We start from the raw sequence: 16,187 nt of genomic DNA on the forward strand, positions 1-16,187 counted from the left end.
GCGGGCCTCCTAGTGGAAGGTGGCGCCGCTGCCCAGCGGCGGCGCCGAGGTGGGCTGGAGCTCCTCCATGACCAGCAGGGTCGCGGTGCGCAGGTACTCCACCAGCTCCACGTAGGCATCCTCGTCCTCCTCGCCGCCCTCCAGCTCGAAGGAGCCGGCCTGGCTGAGCTCCACCAGGTCCCGGGCCACCTCGGCGGCATCCCCGGGCAGGCCGTCCACGTCCCGAATGCCCCCCTCGGCCATGCCCTCCAGAAAGCCCAGGCACCAGTCGCCCAGGGCCTCCACACGGGAGGCCAGGGCAACGGAGTCCGGCGGCAGCAGCGGCTCGAAGCGCATGTTGGGGTCGTTGAGCTGGAGCCGCGTGGCCTTGTGCAGGCGCCGGAGCGGCTCCAGCGACTCGCTGGCCAGGGCATTGCTCGGGTCGTACTCCGGGGCCACCTTGCCCAGCCAGGCATCGAACTCCATATCGCCGGCGGCACAGGTCCGGCCGCAGAGCCGCCCCTGGACCTCGGCGGGATGGGACTCGAGACCCAGGCGGTGCAGGGCGTCCTGGACTTCATCGTAGGTGGCTGCGGTCTCTTCGGTCATGTCAGAAGCGCTCGATGCGGGCCTCGTAGGGGAAGAGGACGATGCGGTAGATGTCCTCTCCGATCTGGATGTGGGTCCCCTGGGGACCGCCGATACGGATGGTGCTGCCCCCGCTGACGGAGGTGCCGCTGATGCCGAAGGTCTCCTCGGCGATGAGATGGTCGAACAGCGCCTGGAGCTCGTCCGCCGGGACCGAGGCGGTGTTGTCCACCATGCGGCAGGGCTTGCCGTTGTGGGCCGTCCCCTCGAGGATCACCGCATCGGGCCGCAGGGGGTTCTCCGCCTCGTAGTCGTCCACCGAGAGACGGGCGAGCTCCTCGGTCGAGAGCTGATATTCCGCCATGTTGTCGTACCCCGGCAATGGTTCGGCCTGTATCCTAGCACCCGCCCCGGGGCAGCCCAACCGCTCCCGGAAGGGGGTTGGTGGGTAGTCCGGCACGGAGCGTGCTTGCTATCTGTTCCCCCGGCCCGGGAACGACGATAATTGCCAGGGCATCGACGACACGAAATCCAGACCGAACGCGCCCATGAACCGGAGACCGGAAAGCCCAATCGAACCTCGCCGCACCTGTCCGGTAGCGGTGATCCCGGTGTGCCGTAACGCCACAGCCGTGGCGCAGAGTGGCTCATGATGGACTCCCTGCGCGCTCGCTTCCGCGCCCTGCGCCGCCGGGGCCACCGCTGGCTGTCCGGTCATCCCCGCCTGCAGCGCGTGCTGGAGGTCTCCGGCAGCCTGCGCAGTCACCCGGAGGCCATCGCCCGCGGCGTGGCCGTGGGGCTGTTCGTCGGTCTGACGCCGACGGTGGGTTTCCAGACTGCCCTCATGATCACCGCCTGCATCCTGGTGGCCGGCAATTTCCCCGCGGCCTTTGCCGTCTCCTGGATCAGCAACCCCTTCACCATGGCGCCGCTCTACTGGGGGTTCCACTCCATCGGCATGACCGCCGTCGCCGTCTGGCCCGGCCCGCTACCGCCAGCCGATGCCTGGTTCTTCCAGGGGGTCGGAGACGAACTCATCTTCACCGGGGTGGGCAGCCTGCTGGTGGCGATCCCGGTATCCGTCGGCGGGTACTTCCTCACCCATCGCCTCACCGCGCTGCTGGCGCGCCGTCGATCGGTGGCCCGTTGACCCCCCAGAATGCCGGCTCTATAGTGCCTTGGGCTTTCCCTGCAACCGGGACAGCGCACGGAGCAGCACCCGCCAGCATCGGGGCAGCGATGGAAGATGTCGACCTCAAGCAACTGGAATCCCGCGTGGAGACGCTCCTGCGCACGGTGGAACGCCTGCAGGAGGAAAATCGCTCCCTGCGCGAGCACCAGCAGAGCCTGATGACCGAGCGCGCCCAGCTCATCGAGAAGACCGAGCTGGCGCGCTCCCGGGTCGAGGGCATGATCACCCGTCTCAAGTCCATGGAGCAGGAGTGATGGCCGACGCCGAGACCGTCCCGGTCACCGTCCATATCCTCGATCGCGAATACCGCATCGCCTGCCGCGAGGACGAGAAGGAGTCTCTGGTCGCCTCGGCGCGCTACCTCTCCGATCGCATGCGCGAGATCCGCGACTCCGGGAACATCGTCGGGATGGACCGCGTGGCCGTCATCGCCGCGCTGAACATCACCAACGAGCTGCTGCTGGAGCGCGAGGAGCACAGCCGCGAGCGCAGCGACACCCGCGAGCGCATCGCCCGCCTCACCGAGCGTATCGACGAGGCGCTGGAGGCCGAGGAGGCCGGCGGTGACAAGCGCGAGCAGCCCCCCTCCCCCAGCTCCTCCTGAGCGCGCCTCGGTGCCCTGTTCGGGTATCACGCCCACCCGCCGCTGACAAGGCTGTTTATCGGGCCGCCAGATGTTCTAGGATCATGACTGGTATCCCCTGCGGTGTTCGCACACATCCGGGAAGACCCTTGAGCCTTAACGCAGCACCAAAGGGGAACGATATCGTGGTGCGGTGAGCACGTCCGCCTCCGAGCGGAAAGCCTGAAGCATCACTGAGCTCCCCGCCTTGAACCTCCGGTTCAAGGACGAAGGATGATGCGGCACAGGCGGGGGATACCGCTTCCTCTTTCCCCGTTTTCGGTACTCGAGGCCCGTTGTGGCCGGGGCCGGGAACGTGTCCATCCGTCCGGTTCAGCCGCAGCCCGGGGAACACCGTGGAGACCAGCGAGAGTCGCAAGCAACTGCGCCGCCGCCTGCGCCGCGCCCGGCGCCACCTGGAGCCGGGGGAGCGCCGTCGCCGCTCTACCGACCTGGTAACCCACCTGGCGCGCCACCCCTGGTTCGTCTACAGCGATCGGATCGCCCTCTACCTCCCCAACGACGGCGAGGTGGATCTGCGCCCCCTGGCCGAGCGCGCCTGGGCCATGCACAAGACCTGTTACCTGCCGGTGATCGGCGGGCCGGGCATGCGCGCCATGCGCTTCGCCCCCTGGGGGCCGGAGACGCCCATGGCCCCCAACACCTACGGGATCCCGGAGCCGGTGGTCCACCACCAGCACCTGGTCCCCGCCTGGGGACTGGACCTGCTCCTGCTGCCGCTGGTGGGGTTCGACCGGGCCGGGAACCGGCTGGGCATGGGCGGCGGCTTCTACGACCAGAGCCTGGCCTATCGCGCCCGGCGACGGGTCTGGAACCCGCCCCGGCTCATGGGGACGGCCTACGCCTTCCAGGAGGTGGAGGCGCTCAAGGCGGAATCGTGGGACATCCCGGTGGCCGCGGTGGCCACCGATGCCGGCATCATCCCGGCGGAGAACCGGCCGGCTCAGTAGGCCGCCAGCAGCTCACCGGCAAAGGTCGTCGAGAGGATGCCGACGACAACCAGGACGGTGATCGCGGTAACGAGATCGGGCTTTCTGCTTCTCATGTTCCCCTCCTTAGCCATTCAGGATTCCAACGGGGCCCCAATACATCCCCCGATGAACACGTTAATCCCCGTCAATCCGTGAGGGTGGTCACATTCTGCTCGACGGCCCTCGCGGTCCGCCTCGGGACCCGCAACGGCACCATCGGCCTTCAGAATACCATCTTCTCCGTGCGGGGGAGCTGGTCCGGCGCGCGGCCGTTGCGCGAGCCGCGCGGATACGGGATCATCCCCTACCCAATGACTCAGGAATGGAGCGGGAGGGAGCGGCAAGATGGCCTACTGGCTGATGAAATCGGAACCCGACGTCTTCGGCATCGACCACCTGGCGGCAATGCCCGACGGCACTGACCACTGGGACGGGATCCGCAACTATCAGGTCCGCAACATGATCCGGGACCGGATGCAGCCCGGGGACCAGGCGCTGTTCTACCACTCCAACACCAAGCCGCCGGGCATCGCCGGGCTCATGGAGATCGTCAGCGAGCCCTACATCGACCACACCGCCTTCGACCCGGAGGCGAAGTACTACGATCCCAAGTCGGACCCGGACAAGCCGCGCTGGTACATGGTCGACGTGCGCTACACCCGCCACTTCGACCGCTACATCCCGCTGGACGAACTCAAGCAGCGGCCGGAGCTGGCGGAGATGAAGCTGGTGCAGAAGGGCAACCGGCTCTCCATCATGCCGGTGACCGAGGACGAGTGGCAGGCCATCCTGGCCATGGAGAAGGAAGGGGCGTGATCACCGCGTATCACCAGTGGGCCGTCCCCGAATCCCAGCGCCTGCGCCTGGCGCTGGCCGCCAAGGGCGTGGATTTCGAGGCCGTGGCCGTCGCCCCGGATGACGACGCCACCTTCTTCGACCTCGGCATCGCCCGCACCCTGCCGGTGCTGGTGGACGATGCCGGCGCCGTGCACACCGACTTCCCCACCACCCTCTTCGAGCTGGACGGGATCGTGGGCGGTGAACCCCTGGTGGAGGGCGCCATCGACCGCGGCGCCCGGGACGCCCTGCTCGACTGGCGGGAGCAGGCCGACCCCCTGCTGCAGCGACTCTATGCGCCGGTGGTGCCCGCCTTCCGCGGCGTGGGCGACGACGAGGCCGCCTTCGAGGCGTGGAAGCGCGAGGCCGAGCACCGCTTCGGCATGGGCCTGGAGGCGCTGGCCAACGACCGCTACGCCGCCTACGAACAGTTCGCCACCCTCTCCCGCCTGCCGGAGCTGGGCAAGTATCTCGAACAACGACGCTTCTACACCGGCACCCTCTCCGTCGCCGACTGCCTGCTCGCCGCCGACCTGGCGCCGCTGCAGCAGCTGGACGGCGTAAGCCTGCCGGTGAGTATCATGTACTACATCCAGCGGGTGGAGGCCGCCTGCGGGGCGGCCACCGCCGATGGCCTGCTGGCCGCCTGACCAACCCGAACAGGAGGCAAATCATGACCCTCGGAGAGCTTCTGCAGTTCCTTGATGCCAACACCAACCACCAGTTCCTCGCCGGCGAGGTGGCCGAGTCCCTGACCAGGGCGCAGAACGGCGAACACCCCGACCCCATCGCCGGCGAGATCCTCGCCGGGATCGCCGAGGGCTGCGGCGCCGCCGATACCGACGCCGAGGTGGAACGCGCCCAGGTGGTCAACAGCATCGGCCCCCTGCGCCTGAAGTACCAGGCCGACGACGCCCCGGTGGAGGGCTTCCGCCTCATGCGCGAGACAGTGCTCGCCATCGACGAGGCCTTCGACCAGGAGGCCATCCGGCAGAAGACCGGCGAGGCGCCTTCGGGCTGAGGCCGGGTGTTACGGCTGGCTTGCAAGATGGCTTCGATTGGCGGAGACGGAGAGGCCGTGACCCTTCACAGCCTCTCCAGTCGCCGAAAGGCCTTCTCCCATGGCAGCCGACTACCGCGAGATCTCATACGCTCGTAGGCGGCCCTGGCCGCGTCCCTGGAAAGCAGCATCTCGCCAATCATCTGTTCAACGAGCCACAAAGTACCGTGAACCTCTACCCCCTGCTCACTGGCCAATTTGCGCAGAGGGTTATCCCCCGTTAGCAGGACGCATTCCTGCTCCCTCGCCAGTACCAGCGCAAGCATATCGTAGCGGCTGGGTGCGGAATGAACCGCCGCCTGACGACCGGCCTCGTCGATGAGGTCGCCGGACATGGGCAGCAATTCCAGACCGGCCTCGGGCAGTTCCGGATGATGAGATTCCAGCTCGTCAAAGAACAGGATGTCCGGCGTCGCGATACGATGGGGCAGTTGAAACAGGACGGGGACCAACTCCCCCTCCTCGATATCGATCAGCACATTCGCATCACTGATCAGCAGCCGCATATGCCGCATCCAGGTTGCGCTGCGCGCGCAGCTCGGCTAACGGCACCGCCAGCAGCTCTGCCGCCTTGGATTCAGAAATCCGGTCCTCCCCCAGAGCGCGATAGACCATCTGCGGGAACAGATGCGCCTTCTCCGCAGGGTAGGTGCGCGGTTCCTCCGTGCGCCAGCCATGCTTGCTGAAGTAGCGCGCCATGCGCTCGTAATTCGACGGCTGGAGTATCTCGAGCTGTCGCGCGCGGATGACCCACCCCAGCATGCTCAGGCCATACTCTTCTTTCAGCAGGGCCAGCTCCTGGGGCTCCAGCCAGGTTCGTTTCGGACCCAGTGCCTCCAGCACCGAATCCCGGGGAGCCAGAAACGCCCCTGCGAAGTGATTGCAGGCCTTCTCTTCTTCCAGCTGTTCCCCGGCCAGTCGACCAGCCAGGATCCGGTGGCCAAGTTCGTGGGCCAGGGTGAAACGCTGACGATCCCCCGGCCACTCCCTACCCACGACAACAACCGGGTGACCGCCCACCTCCGCGGTCAAGCCATCGAAACGGGCAGAGGGGTCCACATCCACCATCACCACGCGGAAACCCTGACCCTCCAGGGTATCCACCATGTCCGCAATCGGGCCAAGCCCCAGCCCCCAGGCCTGGCGCAGAAGAATGGCCAGCTCCTCGATATCTCCCTCTCGAGCGACCTGCTTCGACAGGCTTGAAGGGGTCTCGAACCCCCTGGCAAGAGCCGGGAACAAGCCTTCAAGCTCCAACCGACGCTCGACCTGATCCAGTACCTCGGCCCGGATCCGCTTCTCGTCCCGGACACGCAGGTTGGAACGCTTGCGGAACTCCAGGCCCTCGAGGGAATAGGCCGCTGGGCGCAGGAAATACTCACTCCGCACCCCAAGGGCACGAGCGAGCCGGATCAGCTGCCCCGAGTCGGGGGTCTTCTGCCCCTTTTCGAACTGGCTCAGGAGGGTATGGCTAACTCCAATCCGTGCGGCCAGATCGCGCAGGCTGAGGCCTGATGCCTCGCGAGCTCGCTTCAAGCGCTCTCCAAGCATAGCCACTCGCCCCCGTTTACATAAAGAAAGGAATTCTCCGAAATTGTAAACGACGCTGCGCGATCACGCACCCCGGTGACTCCGTTACTTGCCCACAATACCTGGCTACAAGATGGTGACCGGCGGCTCCCGCTCAGGCCTTCCCGGACGGCGGTTCGGTGGACTCTTCCGCTTCCAGGGAGGCCAGCACCTGCCGAAATCCCTCCAGCCCGGCCTCCAGGTTCTCCACGATCTCCTCGGCAATCGCCTCGGGTTCGGGGAGGTTGTCCATGTCTCCCAGGGACTCATCCCGTAGCCAGAAGATGTCCAGGCTCACCTTGTCCCGGGCCAGGATCTCCTCGTAGGTGAAGCGCCGCCAGCGGCCCTCCGGGGTCTCCTCGCTCCAGGTCTCCGTCCGTTCGTGCCGGTTTTCCGGGTGATAGCAGCGGATGAAGTCCTGCAGGTGCTCCAGCCGCAGGGGTTTGCGCTTGAGGGTGTGGTGGACGTTGGTGCGGTAGTCGTAGAACCACACCTCTCGGGTCCACGGCTCGGCGCGGCCGGGGCGGTTGTCGAAGAAGAGGACGTTGGCCTTCACCCCCTGGGCGTAGAAGATGCCCGTGGGCAGGCGCAGGATGGTGTGCAGATCGGTGGTCTCCAGCAGCTTGCGGCGGACCGTCTCCCCCGCCCCGCCCTCGAACAGGACGTTGTCCGGCACCACCACGGCCGCCTGGCCGTTCTCCTTGAGCATGGTGCGGATGTGCTGGACGAAGTTGAGCTGCTTGTTGGAGGTGGTGGCCCAGAAGTCCTGACGCTCGTAGACGAAGTCCTCCTTCTCCTGCTCCCCCGTATCATCATTGATGATGGTCATGCTGCTCTTGCGACCGAAGGGCGGATTGGTGAGGACGTAGTCGTAGCGCTGCGGCGCCGGGGTAATGAGCGCATCCGTGGAGAGGATGGTGGGCTGGTCATCGAGGTCGCCGATGTTGTGCAGGAAGAGGTTCATCAGGCACATGCGGCGGGCCTCGGCCACGATCTCGTTGCCGTGGAAGGTGTGGTGCTTGAGAAAGCGCTTTTCGCTGCCGTCCAGCTCGTGTTCGCGGGTGATGAAGTCGTAGGCGCGCAGGAAAAAGCCACCGGTGCCACAGGCCGGGTCCGCGATGCTCTTGCCGGGCGCCGGCCGGATGCACTCCACCATGGCTTCGATGAGCGGCCGCGGCGTGAAGTACTGCCCCGCCCCGGACTTCACGTCCTCCGCGTTCTTCTCCAGCAGGCCCTCGTAGAGGTCCCCCTTCACGTCCGCGTCGAGCATCGCCCAGTCCTCGGCGTCGATCATCTCGATGACGCGAGCGAGCTTGGCCGGGTCCTGGATCTTGTTCTGAGCCTTCATGAAGATCTGGCCCAGCATGCCGCCCTCCTGCCCCAGGACGCGGAGGGTCTCGATGTAGTGCGCCTCCAGCTCGGCCCCCTTCAGCCGCTTGAGGCTGGGCCAGTCGTACCCCGCCGGGATGCCGATGTCGCGGTCGTAGGGCGGCCGGGAGTACTCGTCGGCGAGCTTGAGGAAGATCAGATAGGTGAGCTGTTCCAGGTAGTCGCCGTACCCCACCCCGTCATCGCGCAGGGTGTGGCAGAAGCTCCAGACCTTGTTGACCAGGGTTTGGGCGTTCAATCTCTTGCCTCCGGAGTCATGTAGGCCTGATCCGGCCGGTTAGCTTCCCCGTCTGGGAGGTCGGACTCCTCCCTTGCGGCGGATTCCGAATCCGACCCGGAAGATGTCGGGGATATTGATGCGGCCATCCTCGGTCCGGTAGAGGACGCCAAGCTCCTCCAGGTCATCAATGAGCAGCTCGATGTCGCGGCTGCCCTCGGGTGCAGAGGCAAAGCGGCGAGGCGGCAGTTTTTCCTCGGAGACCTGCAGCACCTCGTCCAGCACCACCCTGGTCCACTGCTTTTTCAGGTCGCTGATCTCCAGTGGCACCGTCATATCCCTCAGTCGATGGAGCAGCGGCGTTACCCAGGGGTAGTCCTCCTTGCTCAGCTCCCGGACTCGGGTATCGGATGCCTCGGCAACACCGCGCTTGATGGCTTCGTACTGGAGGGGGTAGGGGTACTCCGGGCTCTTCTCCCGAGTGATGGCCGCTGCCTGGCGCAGTGCCAGGAGGAGGCTGCGGGGCGCGATTCGCCCATGGGCATCGGCCAGGTGGCCGGTGATCCAGGTATAGGTGTACCCCCGCCGATGGTTGGTCCCCATGTAGGGGCCTGCGAGGGTTTCCAGGAGCGGACGCTGGCTCTTCTCGTTGCCGCGCACCTCGTCCGGAAGGAGATAGAAACCATGGAGCCCGGGCCACTCCAGACCGGTGACCTTCTCCGCCATCTTCAAAAAGACCTCACTCGCGGGCCCATTGGCCAGGGTGTGGAAGAGCAGGCCGTAGAGATCCACCGGCCGCCAGGCCAGGTCCACGCGGTTATGCAGGAGCTTGGAGCTGTCGCGGAAATCGAAGACCCCCTCGTCCTCCTCCATATCCGGCCGGATGAAGAACTTCATCCGGATATTCGGGTACGGACGGCAGGCCAGGGCCACCTCCAGGGCACCGCGGGTCAGGGCACGGACACTCTCCCAGCTCCCCGGCGCGATAGCATCCAGGGAATCGAAGACCAACAGCAGGTACTTCCCTTCCTGCTTCAGGGCATTGGTCGCCTGCCCCAGCAGCTCGTTGAAGGCCTCCGGGTCTTCTCGGGCCCACCGAGCCGCTTCGCTGTCACGCTCCGCCGGCAAGGCTAGGTCACATACCTCAGCCAGTTTGCGGGCCAGGACACCGCGCCAGATATGCCGGGGCTCCAGACCCTCCTCCAGCAGCCTCTTCAGTGTCTCCGAATCGGGATGCTTCCCACCATGCGGGTCGTTGCTGAATCCGACCCGCACATAGGTAGCCCCCAGAGTAACCGGGGCGCCCGTCCCCACCAGGCGCTGTCGCGTCGCATCATCGAACAGGGCCGCCGTCCACACCGACTTGCCCGCCCCCCGCATACCGACCACCACCGTGGTATCCAGGCTGAGTGCCTTCGTATGGCTATCGGGGATATACAACTCCCCGGGCCCCGGGGGCGTCAGGTCTTCCTGAGCCGAAACGTCCGGAAGATTGCAGAAGGCCTCGCGCAGGGCCTCGCGGGCTTCAGGGTCGGGTTTCATTCATCACTCCCGGAATTACCCAGCAACCGGCTACCCGCCCGATCGAAGAAATCCCGATAGGCCCCTTCCAGCACGACAGGTGCCGGTCCGTTGTCGGGATCGTGAAAGGACGCCCCGCGTAGTTCCTCGGCGGCATAAACCGGGAGCGGCCAGTGCGGCATGCTCTCATCGCTCTCCTCCGGCGTCCCGGGGCTAGGCTCCTGCTCCTCGTCATAGAGCAACTGCCACGCAGCATATGAACGGTCGCGCAGGTTCTCGAAATCCCGCTCGGTTCCGCCAGCCATTGCCCCTACCATGCTCATCCGCCAGCGCAAATCCCGGTCCGGCATGCCGTATTCCACGGCCGGCGACCACCGCAAGTGCTCGAAGAGGTGCTCATAGGCGGTCCAGGTCTGCGGATCATCCCGGGCGAAGAGGAACGCGTGCGCCCCCAGCCGGGTCACCGCCGCCGCGCCGATATCATGCATCCCGGCGCGAGCGTCCAGCAGCGCCACATCGAAGGGCTCGGCCCGCGTCCGGCCCGCATTCAGGAGTTCCAGAATCGCCTCCGCGAATCCGCGCTCGACCCCGTCGCTGCCCATTACCGGCAGGTAGGCGCGGCCCAGCTTGGCGACGTAGCCCCGGGTCTCCTTCCCGAAGGCAGGGATCACCCGGATCTCCCCCGGCGTCCCCGAAGGGAGCTCGACGCTACCCAGCATGTCCTCGAAAAGGTCCTCATCGGCCTGGCCGACCCGGCCCTCCACCAGCCAGTCCACCACCCCGTAATCCGGGCGGCGATCCCGTCGCGGATCCTCCGGGATCTGGCGCAGGAGGAGGCTCTGCAGGCCCGGGGCCTCCAGGTCCAGATCCACCGCCAGCACCCGATGGCCCTGGGCGGCCAGATGGTGGGCCCAGGCCGCAAAGGTCGTCGACCGACCCACGCCCCCCTTGAGGCTGAAGGCCACGGCCGTGGGCAGCGGGGCCTCCTCCTTCAGCGGCCTGCGCAGCCAATCCTGGTTGTTCATCAGGCGATCCACCAGATAGACCAGTACCGGCTCTTCCTGGAGGGCGATCGCCTCCCGACTCTGGAAGATCTCCTCGGGCAGGAGGAGTTCATCCCGCGACTGCACCGCCTCCTCCGGACCGGGGCCGAAGGCCCCGAGCCTCGCGTGCAGTTCCCGGGAGAGGGTCGCCTTGTCCGCCAGCGCCTCGCCGGAGACATTCACGGCTATGGAGACCCGGCCCACCAGATCGCGGATGAGGTAGACGGCGTCGTGGCCGCCGAGGCGCTCACCGGCGAACTCCGTTGCGATATCCAGGGCATCGTGAAAGCGGACCATGTACTTATCCCCGATAGACATTGGCAGCGATGAGAAGACGCCGGGCACAGTCCTTATGGGCCCGCATCGCTTCCTCGGTCACCGCCCCGTCTGCTTCATAGCGTTGTTCCACATCCCAGTCGGCGAAGCGGTTGGCACCCGATAGCAGCCCAACCAGGCCAGGAAACCGTTTCTGGAAGGCCGTTGCCTGCATCTTGTTCCACAGGACATTGATATGCTTGCGGTGTTCATCCCGGAAAAAACCCATTCTTTCAAGGGCCGACTTCAGGGCGCACTCCGCCGCAAAACCGTAGTGGTGGTCGGCATTCTCCCACCGTTCCTCCTCGTCCAGTAGCCCCGCGTCCTCCCAGTGTCGCCGGGCTGCCGCAGTGTAGTCCTCCTTCATCCTGCCTCCTTGCTTGCCGAACCTGTTCGAGCTCTACGCCCGTTCCCGGCCTCCCGCTCATTCTGCGGCGCCCCCTGGATGCGGGCCAGTAGCTCGCTGGCCGGCTCGTCGTTGGGGTCCTGGGAGACGAGCCGGCCCTCGAAGGCGCGCTTGAGGATGGATTGTCGAAGATTAGCTGTTCTCTCCAAATTCTCCCCAACCGCCTTCTCCAGCTCCTCAATTTGCGAACTCATACGGTCAACCTGATCCACAATCAACTCTTGCTCCGAGATCGACGGCAGGGGCACACACAAGGAAACCAATTCCTTTGCGTTTATATTATTAACGCCACTGGTCGATTTCGCCTTCCTATCCAACTGTTTCCTTACAGGTGGACTCTGCAGAACGTACTTTAGGTACTTCGGCAATATTGATCTAGAGATTGGCCTAAGACGAATCAAGTAGCCAGCGTAAAGAAAACCTTCATGTTCAGGCCCTACAAGGCCCGCTGTCCCGACGATGGCTAGGCTTCCATTTGAACGAATTACCAAGAGGTCGCCAGCACATAAGGCCCAGTCCCTGATCTCCCTCGTCTCGAAATCGGCGAACTTGAGGTCACTTGAGTTTACTCGCCCGGAAACAACATTGGGGATCCGTAGAACGGGTGTCGCTCCCTTATCGTAAAAGCATTTCTTAGTGGTCCCGTACTTCGGATATTCGATCAGATCCCCGAGATGGCATCGCGACCAGCCTGTCGAGGGAATTTCTACTTGGCCGGCCAAGAGATCCTCATCGTCGGTCCAATCCTTTGGTAGCGTCGGCTTCGAAGGCTTACTGCCAGCCTTGCCGTCGGCCTCCCATTGGGCCACCTGGGTCTTCCAATCCTCCAGTTGCTGCTGGTAGCGGGCCTGGCGCTCTTCGCGGATGCGCTCCAGGAGCTGGTCGGCGCTTTCCAGCTCGTCGGCGTGGTCGCGGCGCCACTGTTCGGTGAGGCGGCCCTCGAAGGCGTTCTTGAGGAGGGATTGGCGGTAGGTCTGGAGCCGGGCGCGGGCGGTCTCCAGGTTGGCCACGCTGTCGTCCAGCTCGGAGAACAGCTCCTCGATCTTGGCGACGATGCGTTTTTGCTCCCCCAATGGGGGCAACGGGAGCGGGATGTTTTCCACCGTCCGGGAAGATAGATGCTTTACCGTGACCGATGACGTATGGGCGTGTATCGCATCAAGGTAGGGCTGGAGGCAAAAATAGAGAAATTTTTCCTCCATGAGATAGCTTTCCAAGCGGACACGGCAAACACGCTGGTTAAGTAGGGCTTTCCCCCCATTCCAGAACGCACACCTGAAATCCCCATCCATCCCAATCAGAAGATCGCCCGAATTCACAACATATTCAGAACTATATGGCCCGTTGTAGAAATTCTCCGTTTCCCGCTGACCTACATCCCGGATGCGGATAAGAGGAAGGCCCTCGTTGTCCGTAAAATACGCAGAACTGAAGGCGGCCCCGTTTTGCACACTGGCAATCTCTTTCAGGAAGACACGCTCCCAGCGATCAGCTTTCACGAGGAGAGGGTGTTCCCCGCTATCAACGATCTGTTGGGGGGTTAATCCAAGGGCCATTACGCCACCATCTCCTCATTCATCTCCTCGATCACCTCGCCCATGCGGTCCCCGAAAAGCTGATACATGCGGCCCCGGCCGCCCTCGGCATCGAACGGTGTGTAATCCAGGTCGTCTACCTCGAATCGGACGGAGGTGGCGATGTGGTCGCGGATCATCTCCAGCCAGCGGTGCTGCTCTTTGGTGAACTTGGGCGCGTTGCCGGCGTGCTCGCCGAAGATCCAGCGCTGGAAGTTGCGGCGCACGGTCTCGTCGAAGGGGGTGAGCTGCTCGTCCCAGCCGGCCACGCGGCGCATCAGCGCGATGATCTGGGCCAGCTCCTTTTCGGGGCGGCGGGCCTGGACCTCGTCCAGGGCGGCGTAGGCGGCCCAGACCTTCGCCGGGGCGAGGTCGGGGCGCTCCCTGCGCAGGGCCTCCAGCACCTCGCTGATCCGGGCGCGGGTCAGCTCCTTGCGGCGGTGGGGCTCGCTGAAGAGGATGGTCAGGGCGTCCAGGTCGTCGCGGTGGGTCCGGGCCCAGTCGGCGAAGCCCTGGGCCAGGGTCTGGCGGTGGGCCTCGGTGTTCTCGGCCCAGTCGCTGGTGACCACGGCGTCCGGATTCACGTCGTCGATGACCTGCTCCTGGCGCCGCTTGATGGACTCCATGGCCTCGTGGAGGTGGCCGGTGACGGCGGCGGTGGCACGCCGGGCCCGCTCCTCCCGGGCCTGGTCGCACTGCTCCGGGGTCGGCTCCACGTGCTCGGGCAGGCCGTTGGCCGCGCGGGCCTCCTCGGCAACGCGGTCGGGATCGTCCACGGCCAGTAGCTCGGCGGCCACGGCGGGCAGATCGGGGCCGCCGGTGGCCTCGCGGATCTCGCGCTCGCCCGGCTCGTCCACCCGTTTGGCGAAGCGGGACAGGCGGCCGGCGAGGCTGCGCAGGCTCTCCTCGTCCCGCTGGCCCATGGTCACGGCCTCGATGAGGTCCTTGGTTGCCACCGAGGGCTTTCGCTCCAGGGTGCCGGTCTCCATCTTCTCGGAGTCGGTGACGCCGACGGCGTCCACCAGCACGAAGGCCTCCTTGGGGCCGTGAGCGGCGGGGGTCACCCTGCGCAGGCCCTCGGCGTCCAGGCTGCGGGTCCCGCGGCCCACCATCTGGGTGTAATAGGTGCGGCTCTTCACGTCGCGCATGAAGAGGACGGCCTCGATGGGCTTCACGTCCGTACCGGTGGCGATCATGTCCACCGTGACGGCGATGCGCGGGTTGTAGTCGTTGCGAAAGGCGGAGAGCACGCGGTCCGCATTCTCCTCGCTGCGGTAGGTGACCTTCTTGCAGAAGGCGTTACCGGCGTCGAAGACCTGGCGGGCGGTACGGATCACATCGTCGGCGTGGCTGTCGCTCTTGGCGAAGATCAGCGTCTTGGGCACCTCCACGCGGCCACCCTCGCCGGCCCGGTCCGGGAACATGTGCGGCAGGGCGTCGCGGTAGGCCTGAAGGACGGTGCGGATCTGGTCGGGGTTCACCACGTCGCGGTCGAGCTGGCGGCCCTCGTAGACCACCGGCTCGTCGAGCTGCTGCCAGCGCCGCTCGCGGGAGAGGCGTTCGCGGTGCTCCACCACCTCCTCGGCCTCGATCTGGCCGCCTTCGCGGGTGCGCTCGGTGTCGATGCGCCAGATCCGGTGGTCGACATTGACCCCGTCCACCACCGATTGCTCCAGGGTGTACTCGCTGACCACGTTCTGCTGGAAGAAGGCGTAGGTCCGCTGATCGGGGGTCGCCGTAAGCCCGACGAGGAAGCTGTCGAAGTACTCCAGGACCTGGCGCCACAGGTTGTAGATGGAGCGGTGGCACTCGTCGATGACGATGACGTCGAAGAACTCCGGGGGCACGCGCTTGTTGTAGTCCACCGGCACCGGCTCCCGGTCCATCCCGGCGGGGCTGCCGGGGTGCTCCTCGGCGGTCTCGTCCAGCTCCTCGCCCTTGAGGACGGAGTACATGCGCTGGATGGTGCTGATGCAGACCTGACCGTCCGTGGGCACGTGGGACGAGGTGAGCCGCTGGACCGTGTAGAGCTCGGTGAACTTGCGGTTGTCATCCTGGGGGATGTAGTCGTGGAACTCCCCCTCGGCCTGCTTGCCGAGATTGCGGGTGTCCACCAGGAAGAGCACCCGGCGCACACCGGCGTGTTTGAGCAGGCGGTAGATGGCCGTGATGGCGGTATAGGTCTTGCCGGCGCCGGTGGCCATCTGGATGAGGGCCCGGGGCCGGTTGCGGCGCAGGGAGTCTTCCAGGTTGTGGATGGCGGTGAACTGGCAGTCGCGCAGACCGGCGTCGGACAGCTCCGGGAGCTGCTGCAGCCGACCGCGCAGGGTGCCCGTCTCCGCCCGCCATTCCGCCAGGGTCTCCGGCCGGTGGAAGCGGAAGACCTCCCGGGAGCGGGGCTCGGGGTCGGCCCTATCGGTGAAGTAGGTGACGACCCCGGTGGTCTCGTAGCGAAAGCGAAGGTCCGCCTCGCCGACGTGCTTGAGGCCGGCATCGGCGTAGGCCGCGGTCTGCTCCTCCACGCGGTTGAGCCGCTGGCCCTCTTCCTCCCGCTTGGCCTCGATGAGACCCACGGGCGCGCCGTCCACCAGCAACAGGTAGTCCGCCGGCCCGACCTCGGTGGGATACTCCCGTACCGCGACGCCCCGGCTGGCGGCGGGATTCAGCTCGCTGCGGCTCTGCACCTCCCAGCCCGCCTGGCGGAGCTGGTCATCGATGTGCTCCCGGGCGTGCTGTTCGGGATCCTGATTGGACATCCTGCTTCCCTGCTCTGGGCCTCGCCGCCATCCTAGCAGCCCCGGACCGGGGGCTGTGAGAGGAGCCTCACCGCAGAAACAGCTCGTACGCCGGGTTCTCTGTCTCTTCCGCCAGCGGGGCACAATC

17 protein-coding genes and 1 other RNA gene are annotated in these 16,187 nt (G+C 65.7%); 8 read left to right on the forward strand and 10 right to left on the reverse strand.

The window, feature by feature from the left end; genetic code table 11:
• Positions 1 to 9: 9 nt before the first annotated feature.
• Together BM272_RS08045 and BM272_RS08050 are read right to left on the reverse strand one after the other, a co-directional pair.
• Positions 10 to 588, reverse strand: a complete 579-nt coding sequence (locus BM272_RS08045; protein WP_093428271.1) for a UPF0149 family protein — start codon at positions 586 to 588, stop codon at positions 10 to 12.
• 1 nt (position 589) lies between these two features.
• Positions 590 to 931, reverse strand: coding sequence for a hypothetical protein (locus BM272_RS08050; RefSeq protein WP_240308069.1), 342 nt, complete (start codon positions 929 to 931; stop codon positions 590 to 592).
• A 285-nt stretch (positions 932 to 1,216) separates the two neighbouring features.
• On the opposite strand from BM272_RS08050, the gene BM272_RS08055 reads away from it, so the two are divergent.
• From BM272_RS08055 to BM272_RS08090, 8 genes are all read left to right on the forward strand, one after another.
• On the forward strand, positions 1,217 to 1,717 hold the full coding sequence (locus BM272_RS08055; protein ID WP_093428272.1) for a DUF2062 domain-containing protein: 501 nt from the start codon (positions 1,217 to 1,219) through the stop codon (positions 1,715 to 1,717).
• A gap of 89 nt (positions 1,718 to 1,806) precedes the next feature.
• Positions 1,807 to 2,013: a TIGR02449 family protein gene (locus tag BM272_RS08060; protein ID WP_093428273.1), complete on the forward strand. Its 207-nt coding sequence runs from the start codon at positions 1,807 to 1,809 to the stop codon at positions 2,011 to 2,013.
• The gene (locus BM272_RS08065; protein ID WP_093428274.1) at positions 2,013 to 2,363 is read left to right on the forward strand and encodes a cell division protein ZapA; all 351 of its coding nucleotides are present in this window, start codon (positions 2,013 to 2,015) and stop codon (positions 2,361 to 2,363) included. The genes BM272_RS08060 and BM272_RS08065 overlap by 1 nt, the downstream gene beginning before the upstream one ends.
• Positions 2,364 to 2,454: 91 nt before the next feature.
• Positions 2,455 to 2,640, forward strand: a non-coding RNA gene (gene ssrS / locus BM272_RS08070) — 6S RNA.
• A gap of 97 nt (positions 2,641 to 2,737) precedes the next feature.
• Entirely contained in the window at positions 2,738 to 3,352 is a 615-nt protein-coding gene (locus BM272_RS08075; RefSeq protein WP_093428275.1) for a 5-formyltetrahydrofolate cyclo-ligase, read from the forward strand.
• Between the two features lie 366 nt (positions 3,353 to 3,718).
• On the forward strand, positions 3,719 to 4,189 hold the full coding sequence (locus BM272_RS08080) for an EVE domain-containing protein (protein WP_093428277.1): 471 nt from the start codon (positions 3,719 to 3,721) through the stop codon (positions 4,187 to 4,189).
• Positions 4,186 to 4,860, forward strand: coding sequence for a glutathione S-transferase N-terminal domain-containing protein (locus tag BM272_RS08085; protein ID WP_093428278.1), 675 nt, complete (start codon positions 4,186 to 4,188; stop codon positions 4,858 to 4,860). Before BM272_RS08080 ends, BM272_RS08085 begins: the two co-directional genes overlap by 4 nt.
• Before the next feature lie 23 nt (positions 4,861 to 4,883).
• Positions 4,884 to 5,231 carry a hypothetical protein gene (locus BM272_RS08090; RefSeq protein ID WP_093428280.1) on the forward strand — a complete coding sequence of 116 codons (348 nt, stop codon included), beginning with the start codon at positions 4,884 to 4,886 and terminating at the stop codon, positions 5,229 to 5,231.
• 65 nt (positions 5,232 to 5,296) lie between these two features.
• Here the strand turns inward: BM272_RS08090 and BM272_RS08095 are convergent, their stop codons facing one another.
• The 8 genes from BM272_RS08095 to BM272_RS08130 all read right to left on the reverse strand — a co-directional run bounded on the left by BM272_RS08095 (position 5,297) and on the right by BM272_RS08130 (position 16,060).
• Entirely contained in the window at positions 5,297 to 5,776 is a 480-nt protein-coding gene (locus BM272_RS08095) for a PIN domain-containing protein (RefSeq protein ID WP_093428281.1), read from the reverse strand.
• Positions 5,757 to 6,806 (reverse strand): helix-turn-helix domain-containing protein, encoded by a 1,050-nt coding sequence (locus BM272_RS08100; protein ID WP_240308070.1) that lies wholly within the window; start codon positions 6,804 to 6,806, stop codon positions 5,757 to 5,759. Before BM272_RS08100 ends, BM272_RS08095 begins: the two co-directional genes overlap by 20 nt.
• A gap of 148 nt (positions 6,807 to 6,954) precedes the next feature.
• Entirely contained in the window at positions 6,955 to 8,466 is a 1,512-nt protein-coding gene (locus BM272_RS08105) for a class I SAM-dependent DNA methyltransferase (protein WP_093428283.1), read from the reverse strand.
• A 39-nt stretch (positions 8,467 to 8,505) separates the two neighbouring features.
• The gene (locus BM272_RS08110; protein ID WP_093428284.1) at positions 8,506 to 9,987 is read right to left on the reverse strand and encodes an ATP-binding protein; all 1,482 of its coding nucleotides are present in this window, start codon (positions 9,985 to 9,987) and stop codon (positions 8,506 to 8,508) included.
• Positions 9,984 to 11,306 carry a ParA family protein gene (locus BM272_RS08115; protein WP_159433046.1) on the reverse strand — a complete coding sequence of 441 codons (1,323 nt, stop codon included), beginning with the start codon at positions 11,304 to 11,306 and terminating at the stop codon, positions 9,984 to 9,986. The genes BM272_RS08110 and BM272_RS08115 overlap by 4 nt, the downstream gene beginning before the upstream one ends.
• Before the next feature lie 4 nt (positions 11,307 to 11,310).
• A complete protein-coding gene (locus BM272_RS08120) occupies positions 11,311 to 11,691 on the reverse strand; it encodes a hypothetical protein (protein WP_093428286.1) in 381 nt (126 codons plus the stop codon).
• Entirely contained in the window at positions 11,688 to 13,286 is a 1,599-nt protein-coding gene (locus tag BM272_RS08125; protein WP_093428287.1) for a restriction endonuclease subunit S, read from the reverse strand. Before BM272_RS08125 ends, BM272_RS08120 begins: the two co-directional genes overlap by 4 nt.
• Positions 13,286 to 16,060, reverse strand: coding sequence for a type I restriction endonuclease subunit R (locus tag BM272_RS08130; protein ID WP_093428288.1), 2,775 nt, complete (start codon positions 16,058 to 16,060; stop codon positions 13,286 to 13,288). The genes BM272_RS08125 and BM272_RS08130 overlap by 1 nt, the downstream gene beginning before the upstream one ends.
• Between the last annotated feature and the right edge of the window lie 127 nt (positions 16,061 to 16,187).

This window comes from Thiohalospira halophila DSM 15071 (assembly GCF_900112605.1).
GTDB lineage: Bacteria > Pseudomonadota > Gammaproteobacteria > Thiohalospirales > Thiohalospiraceae > Thiohalospira > Thiohalospira halophila.

What these genes read in the sequence shown, in the direction of transcription:
- BM272_RS08045 (WP_093428271.1), bottom strand. Translation starts at nt 588, where the DNA reads ATGACCGAAGAGACCGCAGCCACCTACGATGAAGTCCAGGACGCCCTG.
- BM272_RS08050 (WP_240308069.1), bottom strand. Translation starts at nt 931, where the DNA reads ATGGCGGAATATCAGCTCTCGACCGAGGAGCTCGCCCGTCTCTCGGTG.
- BM272_RS08055 (WP_093428272.1), top strand. Translation starts at nt 1,217, where the DNA reads ATGATGGACTCCCTGCGCGCTCGCTTCCGCGCCCTGCGCCGCCGGGGC.
- BM272_RS08060 (WP_093428273.1), top strand. Translation starts at nt 1,807, where the DNA reads ATGGAAGATGTCGACCTCAAGCAACTGGAATCCCGCGTGGAGACGCTC.
- BM272_RS08065 (WP_093428274.1), top strand. Translation starts at nt 2,013, where the DNA reads ATGGCCGACGCCGAGACCGTCCCGGTCACCGTCCATATCCTCGATCGC.
- BM272_RS08080 (WP_093428277.1), top strand. Translation starts at nt 3,719, where the DNA reads ATGGCCTACTGGCTGATGAAATCGGAACCCGACGTCTTCGGCATCGAC.
- BM272_RS08090 (WP_093428280.1), top strand. Translation starts at nt 4,884, where the DNA reads ATGACCCTCGGAGAGCTTCTGCAGTTCCTTGATGCCAACACCAACCAC.
- BM272_RS08095 (WP_093428281.1), bottom strand. Translation starts at nt 5,776, where the DNA reads ATGCGGCTGCTGATCAGTGATGCGAATGTGCTGATCGATATCGAGGAG.
- BM272_RS08110 (WP_093428284.1), bottom strand. Translation starts at nt 9,987, where the DNA reads ATGAAACCCGACCCTGAAGCCCGCGAGGCCCTGCGCGAGGCCTTCTGC.
- BM272_RS08115 (WP_159433046.1), bottom strand. Translation starts at nt 11,306, where the DNA reads ATGGTCCGCTTTCACGATGCCCTGGATATCGCAACGGAGTTCGCCGGT.
- BM272_RS08120 (WP_093428286.1), bottom strand. Translation starts at nt 11,691, where the DNA reads ATGAAGGAGGACTACACTGCGGCAGCCCGGCGACACTGGGAGGACGCG.
- BM272_RS08125 (WP_093428287.1), bottom strand. Translation starts at nt 13,286, where the DNA reads ATGGCCCTTGGATTAACCCCCCAACAGATCGTTGATAGCGGGGAACAC.
- BM272_RS08130 (WP_093428288.1), bottom strand. Translation starts at nt 16,060, where the DNA reads ATGTCCAATCAGGATCCCGAACAGCACGCCCGGGAGCACATCGATGAC.